Consider the following 8901-nt stretch of genomic DNA (forward strand, 5'->3'; position numbering starts at 1 on the left):
TAGTGCTATTTTCTGAATCAGTTCAATCAGCATGTGGTGTAGCGGGTTCTTCAACGGGACCATTTTATTGTCCTGGTGATGCTAATTTGTATATTGATTTAAGTTTTTATGATGAATTAAGCCAACAGTTCAACGCTCCAGGTGATTTTGCAATGGCTTATGTCATTGCTCATGAAGTAGGCCATCATGTTCAAACGCAGTTAGGACTGACAGAGCAGCTAAATATCTTACGGAATGAATTAAGTGAAACAGAATTCAATAAATACCAAGTTCGCTTTGAGTTGCAGGCTGATTATCTTGCAGGTGTATGGGCAAATTATGCTCAAGGATTAGGCTATTTAGAAGAAGGAGACTATGAAGAAGCTATCAACGCTGCGGGTGCAGTAGGTGATGATCGTCTCCAACAACAAGCACAAGGATACGTTGTTCCTGAAAGTTTTACTCATGGTACTTCTGAGCAAAGAATGGATTGGTTTAAACGCGGATTTGAAGCCGGTAATTTGGAAGATGGAGACACATTTGACGGAAATGCTAAATTTAAACTTCCTTAACAATGTTCTAAATTTCAGTGTAAAGTCAAACTACGGAGGTTATAATGAAAAATTTAGATAAGAATTTTAATATGGTACAAGATATTTTAAAAAAAACAGAAGAGGAACTAAAAAAGATGAACCCAGTCAATATCATGGTAGTAGGTAAGACAGGGGTAGGTAAGAGTACGCTAATCAATAATTTGTTTAGAGAAAATCTTGCTCTAACCGGTATTGGAAGACCGATTACAAAACATTTAAGACGGATTTCTAAAGACGGAGTCCCTTTGGTTTTATATGATACTAGAGGTCTAGAGTTAAGTCTCGAAGTACAAAAAGAAATTAAAAGTGAAATTTTTGACACAATTAAAGAAAAAAAAAAACTAGGTGTTCAAGGAGAAATTCATCTAGCTTACTACTGTATTAATGCAAATTCTTCACGAATAGAACCAACAGAACTTGAACTTATAACGGAATTAAGTGAAAAAGTCCCGGTTGTGATCGTTTTGACCCAATCAATCGGTGAACCAGCAGCAACATTTAAAACCTATATTGAAAACCTTAATTTACCGATTTATGGTGTTGTATCTTTGATGGCTGAAAGCTTCAAATTGACGGAAGAAATGTCGATTCCAGCATTTGGATTAAAAGAATTGCTTGAATTAAGTTTTGAAATCATACCAGAAGAAGCAAAAAAGGCTTTTAACAATGCCCAACAAGTAGATATTGCCCGAAAAGCGAATTCTGCTCGCAGTTGGGCGACAAGATATATCGCTACTTCATTTGGCGTAGGTTTTTTACCGATTCCTTTTTCTGATGCATCCGTTCTTGTACCAATGCAAGTAACATTATTGGCCCATATTACAGCGATTTTTGGTATATCAATGGATAAAGCCACTATTGCAAGTCTTGTAGCAGCAATAGGAGGGACTGGGGGAGCTACATTTGCGGGAAGGTACATCGTTTCAAATGTGATAAAAATGATTCCTGGAGCGGGTACAATTGTTGGAGGACTAATTAGCGGTACAACAGCTTCAATCATCACAACGGCGCTTTCTATGAGCTATATAGAAGTGTTAGCCATCATAGCTGCCGGAGAAAAAGATGGAAAATACCCGGATTTAAAAAATATTGAACAGTTAATGAAAGAAAAATTTCAAGAACGACTAAAAAAAGGCGCTAAAATCGATAAAAAACTTGATTTAACAACTGATTTATCAAAAGAAAACTTAGAATTAGACGATGCAAAAAAAGATCATTTTTTAAGTAAATTTAAAAGGTTTACTAAGCGAAAAAAATCTTAAAATGATTCATAAATACATTTTGTCCTAACTCAAAAAAATAGCAAAAATACTTTAAAACCAAAATAATTATTTTGGTTTTTTCTTTAATTATACTAATTCAGCAGTATATTGAACGGTATTTAAAATTTCCCAAAGCATTTTTATGCTTATTTTACGTAAACACAGTATAGATGTAGTTAACATAATTAGATTATGGTTAACTACATCGAACAATTTATCGCTAATTAATAAAATAATAAAGCTCACCCTTAAGATTCAGTCTTAGATGAATTTTATACAAAGATTCATCTAAGACTGAATCTTATGGTATAATCAAAAAAAGAGGTGATTAGATGACCAGACAAACTGTAAGGACTCCATATGCAGCCATTATAGGAGATATTAAAGACTCTCGTAAAATTGCGGATCGAAAAGAAGTGCAAGAACAATTTCATTCTATTTTGCAAATAATAAATGAGAAATATGCAGAAGACATTGCTTCTAATTTCATTATTACTTTAGGAGACAGCTTCCAAGGATTACTAAAAAATAAACAAGTGATTTTAAGCATTATTTTTGAAATCGAATTGGCCATGGCTCCCATTGAATTGCGATTTGGCATTGGCTTAGGCAGTATCAGTACACCGATCCAACGAGATAATTCTATGGAGATGGATGGCACAGCCTACCACCGCGCAAGGCAAATGATTGAAACTATTGAAGAAAATGAAAATAAATATACCACAAGCGAGACCAATATGATGATTTGTTCCGGAGAAGGCTACCAACGAACAGATCAGCTATTGAATACTATTCTGTCACTGGCCACAGCATTGAAATCAAAGTGGTCTGCTAGACAAAAAGAAATTATGTATGCTTATTTCACACATGGAGAAAATCAATATAAGACAGCTGAAGAATTAGGGATTGGCCAATCTAGTGTTAATAAAGCTCTGAATACAGCGAAATATTATACCTATAAAACAGCTTTGAGAGACGCTAGCCACTTTTTAATTCAGGATATAGAGGAGGATGAATAGTTGAATCAAGTCGTATGGATAGTATTATTTATCGGACATATCTTGGGAGACTTTTATTTCCAATCGTCCGCGTTAGCGAGAGAAAAGGATGTATTTGGTAAGAAATTAGTGCTCCATTGTTTTATCTATTTGATCACTATGGTAGGCGTGATCATTCCTATTTTTAGTTGGCCTTTATTAAAAGTGGTCATAGGGATTTCAGTGCTGCATTTCATGATAGATGGTCTAAAATTTTTGCTTGCGAATCGCTTTTTCATTCATAATAATAAAGATACGGTTATCTTTCTAGTAGATCAAGGGCTACACATCCTTGTATTACTTGCGGCAGTTGTCTATATCACAGTATCTAATATAGAGATTGACTATATGCCAGGATTAGAAACCTTGTCGAGTAGTTTAGGTTTGGATATGAAAAATAGTTTGTCATGGATACTGATTCTATTGGTGATGATCCGGCCATGCAGTGTAACGATAAAAAAAGTATTGAATCACTATCGCCCAATCAATGAAAATCAAATAGATGAGGGTATCCCAAGTGCGGGGGCGTTGATTGGTGTTTTTGAACGTTTCTTTATTTTGCTGATGCTGTATGCTAATCAATTTACGGCTATTGGATTTGTTCTGACAGCGAAGTCCATTGCTCGGTACAATAAAATTTCAGAAAATCCTCAGTTTGCAGAATACTATTTACTGGGAACCTTATTGAGCACTTTGTTGATTATCGTCAGTTACTTCTTTATTTTCTGATGATGCAGCTGTAAAAGAATCAATTGTTGAGATTCGCTTATTGTTGAATCTTTGGACTTTTGAATTGGTAGTTAAATAATCAAAGTAGCATTTGTTCCCTTAGGTATTATAAACTATAAGGACAAGGTGTAGAATAAAGTCATTACGCATAAGGAAAAGGAGAATTCTATGGCATTTAAGCAAATTGAGACACAAGAGTTACCGGATATTCAATCTGTGGGAACCGTTTATGAACACGTTGAGACAGGAGCCAAGGTTCTTTATCTAGCAAATGACGATTCCAATAAGGCGTTTACGATTGGGTTTAAGACACCTCCGTATAACGATAACGGAATTGCTCATATCATAGAGCATTCAGTTTTAAATGGATCTGAAAAATACCCTTCAAAAGAACCATTTGTTGAATTAGTCAAAGGGTCATTGAATACGTTCGTCAATGCAATGACTTTTTCAGATAAGACAATTTATCCAGTTGCTTCTACTAATAAAAAAGACTTTATGCATTTAATGAGTGTTTATTTAGATGCTGTGTTTAAGCCGAACTTTTACAGTAATGCACAAATATTAGCGCAAGAAGGTTGGCATCATCATTTAGAGTCAGCAGAAGATGACCTGATTTATAAAGGGGTTGTTTACAATGAAATGAAAGGGGCGACAGCCTCTCCTGAAAGACAAGTTCAACAGCATTTGACTCATCAGTTGTACCCCAACAGTATTTACCGGCACGAATCTGGTGGAAATCCAAAAGCCATCCCTAGTTTAACGCAAGAAGAATTTGTTGCGTTCCATCAAACTTATTACCACCCAAGTAATTCTCTGACTGTCTTATATGGAGACATTGATAAAAAAGAAACTTTTGCTGCATTAGAGGACTATTTCAGTGGCGCAGGCAAACATAGTGAAAAAGTCGACTTATCTTTTGAACCAGCTGTTCCTGATGATGCTGTATTTGAAGATACTTACTCAATAACTGCAGGAGATAACCCTGAAGGAAAAGATTATTTGGCTTTAGGGTGGCATGTATCTGAACCGAATGATGTACTGGATATGTATGGACTAGAAGTTTTGGAAGAGATTTTATTTGGCAATAATCAATCACCGCTTAAAAAAGCTTTATTGGATGCGGATATAGGTGGGGACATAATAGGTGGCGTTGCTGATTTTGGCTATCCAACGGGGTTTATGATCACTGCTAAATATTCTGATGCCTCTAAGATGACTCGATTCAAAGAAGTTGTTCAAGAGACTTTAAAACAGTTAATGACTGAAGGAATCGATGAAGGGCTGATTGATTCAGCGTTGAATAAAATTACTTTTCAAACGAAAGAAGCGGCTATTTCGGAAGACAACCCACGTGGAGTCATTTATGCCATTAATGCTTATCAATCCTGGTTGTATGACAAGAGTCCTTATGTGAACTTGCAATTTTCAGGTTATTTGAAAGAACTAGCAGAATTGGCAGGTAAGGGGTATTTTGAGCAACTGATCAAAGAAAAACTAGTATACAATCCTTTGCGTACTGCAGTGATTTTAAAAGCTGAACCGGGTAAAAGCGATCAATTTGAAGCGAAAACTCATCAGCAATTGCAAGAATATAAAGCTAATCTATCTAAAGAAGAAATCGACAAAATGATAGCTAAAACACAAGAGTTGATCAAGCGTCAAGAAGCGCCGGATAAACCGGAAGATCTAGCAAAGATTCCAACACTGACGAAAGAAGATTTAAGCACACAGGTAGAAGAGTATCCACTAACGGAAATTCCTTTTAATGAGGGAACTCATTTTTATCAGGCTGAACAATTCACTTCCGGCATTGACTACCTTAGTTTGTATATTGATTTGAAAGATGTTGCAGCTGAAGAATATCAGTGGTTGGGTTTATTGAGTCATCTTCTTGGGAAGCTAGACACTAAGAAATATGATGTCGCAACTTTGCAGCGTCAAAAAGATCTGTACACAGGGCGGTATTTACGGAAAGATTGATATTTATGAAGATAAAGCAGGTCAACTAAAGCCTTATTTTATTTTACGCGGAAAATCTTTGGAATCTTCTTTTGAGGAACTGGTCTCATTAATGCAAGAAATCCTGTGCCACACGCAATTTGAAAATAAAGATGATATTTTGAAAATCACTCAACAGCTGATTTCTAATTTCGAACGACGCATTAATTCTAGTTCCCATGTTCTAGCTGCAAAACCGGGCCTTGGAGTCAAGTGAAATCTTCAGCCAAATTAAATGAACTGATTAGTGGAATGGATCAATTCCTTTTTTTTGAAAGACATTCGTGCTGCTTTACAATCCGATAAGTCAAAAGAGGCAACAGAGCGTATCAAGCAGACAGTAAAGGGTTTGCTAAATAAAAATCGCTTGAACATTTTATACGTCGGTGAGAAAGATCGAGGAGTACTGGTCAAAGAAACATTACAAGTAGCATTTTCTGAGGTGCCTAGTGTTGAATTAGGTGAACCAGCCATCATTAAGCCTGGTGCGAAGCAACATGAAGCTTATGTCACTGCTCAGACGTGAACTATGTAGCGGTTGCTTCAAATGCCATGATAAATTTGACTACACTAGGCACCTCAGAAAATGCTACTTGTAATGTTTCTTTGACCAGTACTCCTCGATCTTTCTCACCGACGTATTAAAATGTTCAAGCGATTTTTATTTAGCAACCCTTTACTGTCTGCTTGATACGCTCTGTTGCCTCTTTTGACTTATCGGATTGTAAAGCAGCACGAATGTCTTTCAAAAAAGGAATTGATCCATTCCACTAATCAGTTCATTTAATTTGGCTGAAGATTTCACTTGACTCAAGGCCCGGTTTGCAGCTAGAACATGGGAACTAGAATTAATGCGTCGTTCGAAATTAGAAATCAGCTGTTGAGTGATTTTCAAAATATCATCTTTATTTTCAAATTGCGTGTGGCACAGGATTTCTTGCATTAATGAGACAGTTCCTCAAAAGAAGATTCCAAAGATTTTCCGGCGTAAATAAAATAAGGCTTTAGTTGACCTGCTTTATCTTCATAAATATCAATCTTTCCGTAAATACCGCCTGTGTACAGATCTTTTTGACGCTGCAAAGTTGCGACATCATATTTCTTAGTGTCTAGCTTCCCAAGAAGATGACTCAATAAACCCAACCACTGATATTCTTCAGCTGCAACATCTTTCAAATCAATATACAAACTAAGGTAGTCAATGCCGGAAGTGAATTGTTCAGCCTGATAAAAATGAGTTCCCTCATTAAAAGGAATTTCCGTTAGTGGATACTCTTCTACCTGTGTGCTTAAATCTTCTTTCGTCAGTGTTGGAATCTTTGCTAGATCTTCCGGTTTATCCGGCGCTTCTTGACGCTTGATCAACTCTTGTGTTTTAGCTATCATTTTGTCGATTTCTTCTTTAGATAGATTAGCTTTATATTCTTGCAATTGCTGATGAGTTTTCGCTTCAAATTGATCGCTTTTACCCGGTTCAGCTTTTAAAATCACTGCAGTACGCAAAGGATTGTATACTAGTTTTTCTTTGATCAGTTGCTCAAAATACCCCTTACCTGCCAATTCTGCTAGTTCTTTCAAATAACCTGAAAATTGCAAGTTCACATAAGGACTCTTGTCATACAACCAGGATTGATAAGCATTAATGGCATAAATGACTCCACGTGGGTTGTCTTCCGAAATAGCCGCTTCTTTCGTTTGAAAAGTAATTTTATTCAACGCTGAATCAATCAGCCCTTCATCGATTCCTTCAGTCATTAACTGTTTTAAAGTCTCTTGAACAACTTCTTTGAATCGAGTCATCTTAGAGGCATCAGAATATTTAGCAGTGATCATAAACCCCGTTGGATAGCCAAAATCAGCAACGCCACCTATTATGTCCCCACCTATATCCGCATCCAATAAAGCTTTTTTAAGCGGTGATTGATTATTGCCAAATAAAATCTCTTCCAAAACTTCTAGTCCATACATATCCAGTACATCATTCGGTTCAGATACATGCCACCCTAAAGCCAAATAATCTTTTCCTTCAGGGTTATCTCCTGCAGTTATTGAGTAAGTATCTTCAAATACAGCATCATCAGGAACAGCTGGTTCAAAAGATAAGTCGACTTTTTCACTATGTTTGCCTGCGCCACTGAAATAGTCCTCTAATGCAGCAAAAGTTTCTTTTTTATCAATGTCTCCATATAAGACAGTCAGAGAATTACTTGGGTGGTAATAAGTTTGATGGAACGCAACAAATTCTTCTTGCGTTAAACTAGGGATGGCTTTTGGATTTCCACCAGATTCGTGCCGGTAAATACTGTTGGGTACAACTGATGAGTCAAATGCTGTTGAACTTGTCTTTCAGGAGAGGCTGTCGCCCCTTTCATTTCATTGTAAACAACCCCTTTATAAATCAGGTCATCTTCTGCTGACTCTAAATGATGATGCCAACCTTCTTGCGCTAATATTTGTGCATTACTGTAAAAGTTCGGCTTAAACACAGCATCTAAATAAACACTCATTAAATGCATAAAGTCTTTTTTATTAGTAGAAGCAACTGGATAAATTGTCTTATCTGAAAAAGTCATTGCATTGACGAACGTATTCAATGACCCTTTGACTAATTCAACAAATGGTTCTTTTGAAGGGTATTTTTCAGATCCATTTAAAACTGAATGCTCTATGATATGAGCAATTCCGTTATCGTTATACGGAGGTGTCTTAAACCCAATCGTAAACGCCTTATTTGGAATCGTCATTTGCTAGATAAAGAACCTTGGCTCCTGTCTCAACGTGTTCATAAACGGTTCCCACAGATTGAATATCCGGTAACTCTTGTGTCTCAATTTGCTTAAATGCCATAGAATTCTCCTTTTCCTTATGCGTAATGACTTTATTCTACACCTTGTCCTTATAGTTTATAAATACCTAAGGGAACAAATGCTACTTTGATTATTTAACTACCAATTCAAAAGTCCAAAGATTCAACAATAAGCGAATCTCAACAATTGATTCTTTTACAGCTGCATCATCAGAAAATAAAGAAGTAACTGACGATAATCAACAAAGTGCTCAATAAGGTTCCCAGTAAATAGTATTCTGCAAACTGAGGATTTTCTGAAATTTTATTGTACCGAGCAATGGACTTCGCTGTCCAGAACAAATCCAATAGCCGTAAATTGATTAGCATACAGCATCAGCAAAATAAAGAAACGTTCAAAAACACCAATCAACGCCCCCGCACTTGGGATACCCTCATCTATTTGATTTTCATTGATTGGGCGATAGTGATTCAATACTTTTTTTATCGTTACA

The 8901-nt window shown here is 36.3% G+C and carries 8 protein-coding genes and 2 pseudogenes; 7 read left to right on the forward strand and 3 right to left on the reverse strand.

Annotated elements, in window-relative coordinates:
* From ypfJ to BP18_RS12800, 7 genes are all read left to right on the forward strand, one after another.
* The coding region (gene ypfJ / locus BP18_RS05985; RefSeq protein ID WP_035050486.1) for a KPN_02809 family neutral zinc metallopeptidase at positions 1–551 on the forward strand (551 nt) is incomplete at its 5' end.
* Between the two features lie 44 nt (positions 552–595).
* A complete protein-coding gene (locus tag BP18_RS05990; protein ID WP_035050488.1) occupies positions 596–1834 on the forward strand; it encodes a YcjF family protein in 1239 nt (412 codons plus the stop codon).
* 332 nt (positions 1835–2166) lie between these two features.
* Positions 2167–2853 (forward strand): SatD family protein, encoded by a 687-nt coding sequence (locus tag BP18_RS05995; RefSeq protein WP_029276032.1) that lies wholly within the window; start codon positions 2167–2169, stop codon positions 2851–2853.
* Positions 2854–3600 (forward strand): DUF3307 domain-containing protein, encoded by a 747-nt coding sequence (locus BP18_RS06000; RefSeq protein WP_029276030.1) that lies wholly within the window; start codon positions 2854–2856, stop codon positions 3598–3600.
* A 168-nt stretch (positions 3601–3768) separates the two neighbouring features.
* Positions 3769–5583, forward strand: coding sequence for an insulinase family protein (locus BP18_RS06005; protein WP_269319408.1), 1815 nt, complete (start codon positions 3769–3771; stop codon positions 5581–5583).
* Entirely contained in the window at positions 5522–5818 is a 297-nt protein-coding gene (locus BP18_RS12940; RefSeq protein ID WP_269319409.1) for a hypothetical protein, read from the forward strand. Before BP18_RS06005 ends, BP18_RS12940 begins: the two co-directional genes overlap by 62 nt.
* Positions 5819–5872: 54 nt before the next feature.
* Positions 5873–6127 (forward strand): hypothetical protein, encoded by a 255-nt coding sequence (locus BP18_RS12800; protein WP_231549443.1) that lies wholly within the window; start codon positions 5873–5875, stop codon positions 6125–6127.
* Between the two features lie 219 nt (positions 6128–6346).
* Here the strand turns inward: BP18_RS12800 and BP18_RS12805 are convergent.
* The 3 genes and pseudogenes from BP18_RS12805 to BP18_RS06020 all read right to left on the reverse strand — a co-directional run.
* Positions 6347–7902, reverse strand: a pseudogene (locus BP18_RS12805) (insulinase family protein).
* Positions 7854–8345 carry an insulinase family protein gene (locus BP18_RS12810; RefSeq protein ID WP_231549444.1) on the reverse strand — a complete coding sequence of 164 codons (492 nt, stop codon included), beginning with the start codon at positions 8343–8345 and terminating at the stop codon, positions 7854–7856. Before BP18_RS12810 ends, BP18_RS12805 begins: the two are co-directional and overlap by 49 nt.
* Positions 8346–8711: 366 nt before the next feature.
* Positions 8712–8901: pseudogene (locus tag BP18_RS06020) on the reverse strand (DUF3307 domain-containing protein); the annotation flags it as partial.

This window comes from Carnobacterium jeotgali MS3 (genome assembly GCF_000745125.1).
GTDB classification, from domain to species: Bacteria; Bacillota; Bacilli; order Lactobacillales; family Carnobacteriaceae; genus Carnobacterium_B; species Carnobacterium_B jeotgali.